The 1,952-nt window shown below is 48.9% G+C and carries 1 protein-coding gene; it reads right to left on the bottom strand.

Going from position 1 to position 1,952, the window contains the following annotated elements; all coding sequences use genetic code 11:
- Window positions 1-1,895: leucine-rich repeat protein (locus EDM58_RS07760; RefSeq protein ID WP_246000567.1), on the bottom strand; the 1,895-nt coding region annotated here is incomplete at its 3' end.
- Between the last annotated feature and the right edge of the window lie 57 nt (window positions 1,896-1,952).

Here is a 1,952-nt window from a genome sequence, read left to right as displayed (position 1 = left end):
GTCGTCGCCGCTTCCTTTTGCACCTGTCCGCCGCTGCTCCATGGATCGAAATTCAGAAATAGAATGTCATTATTTTGGGCATAGTCTTGTGCCTGAGATTCAAATTCCCCGATGATCACTTTAAGGGGATTGTTCCTAAATAGACTTGGGCCGAGCAATGTGACCTTATCAGAAATTTTTATACTGGTAAGCCGGTTGTTCGCAAACGCCGACGCCCCAATACTTTCGACACTGTCCCCGATCTGTACGCTGGTGAGTTGGTTTTCTTCAAATGCCGAATTCTCGATAGTCGTCACTTTGTCCGGAATCGACACCTTTTGGAGTTGGTTTTTATAAAATGATTGGGAACCAACGATTAACAAGCTGTCAGGGAACGTTACGCTGGTGAGTTGGTTGTTCGCAAACGCCTGAGCCCCGATACGCTCTACGCTGTTTCCGATCTGTACGCTTTTTAGCCTATTGTTTCGAAATGCTCCGTCCCCGATGTTTGTCACACTGTCCGGGATAATCACGTCCTCAAGTAGATTGCTATCGAATGAACTTCGTCCGATCACCTTCACTTCTTTCCCTATTACTACAGACTTAAGGTAATTCCCGTAAAAAGACCAATCTCCAAGGCTCGTTACACTATCCGGGATAATCACATTGTTGAGACTCTTCAAATAAAAAGCTCTCTCCCCTATTTCTCTTACTGGCCTACCATCCAAAGTATCGGGGATACTCAGTTCCGTATTTGTCCCGGTATAACCGGTAATGATCACATATTCACTGCCCTCAGGATCCGTCTTGATTTCGTATTCATAATCTCCTGTTGCTCTTGGGGTCGCTGTCGCTGCATTGGAGAAATCACTGGTTCCTTCTGCAGAGACAGCCTTTACTGCGAATGCGTATGATGTTCCATTCGTCAATCCCGTGACGTTGCAGGAGTTCGTGGTAACATCCGATTGAATGAGTTTCCAGTTCGCCGGATCGTCAGGAGCTGATGTACCTTCCGCCTGGTAGACCGCGTAAGTCACGCTACCTGTTTCCGTGACCACATCCCACTCTAATGTAACGGAACGGTCACCCGCCGAAGCCCTCAAATTCGTCGGTGCAGGTATCATTGCAATCGTATAACGCTCCTCCATCACTTCACTGTCCAGCATGCCATCCTTCACGGCTATTGCTTTGATTGTCATCTCTGTTGTCACTTCGATGGGCGCAATATATTCGGCACTGCTGCTCGTCGGTTCGCTGCCATCTGTCGTGTAGTAAACCGTCGCTCCTTCAGTTGGCGTACTCAATGTCACCTTGGTGCCGGAAGGAACCACACCACCGGAAGGATCTGCCACCGGCCTGGCGACCTGTTCCGGCACTTCAAGTAGAAATGCTCCGGAATGGACTGTAAATAATTCCTTGCCATCTTCATCTTCGGCATAAATGTGCACATACCAGGTACTATCTGTCGTTTGCGCATCATCCAGGGAGTGATTAAGGGTATCTCCGCTTTCAAACGCCGTCCAGCCGTCGCCTTCCGGTTCGGTTGGCAAAGCCGGAGTCTCTTCAGTTGTTGTCCACTGATATTGCAAGCTGAACGTTTTGCTCCAGAGCGCCTTGACAGTCGTCGCCGCTTCCTTTTGCTCCTGTCCGCCGCTGCTCCATGGATCGAAATTCAGAAATAGAATGCCATTATTTTGGGCATAGTCTTGTGCCTGAGATTCAATTTCCCCGATGATCACTTTAAGGGGATTGATCGCAAATGCGTAAGTCCCGATGTTCGTCACACCGTTCCCGATTTGTACACTTTGGAGTCGGTTGTTCCGAAATGCCCACCCCCCAATACTCGTCACACTGTCCGGGATCGTCACACTCTCGAGTTGGTTGTTTTCAAATGCCCCATTCCCGATGATCGTCATACCGTTCCCGATTTGTACACTTTGGAGTCGGTTGTTTCGAAATGCCCACCCCCCAAT

Source organism: Brevibacillus panacihumi (assembly GCF_003710985.1).
Taxonomy (GTDB): Bacteria; Bacillota; Bacilli; order Brevibacillales; family Brevibacillaceae; genus Brevibacillus; species Brevibacillus panacihumi.
The sequence above is the reverse complement of the archived record's forward strand: the minus strand, read 5'-3'. Positions and strand labels throughout refer to the sequence as shown.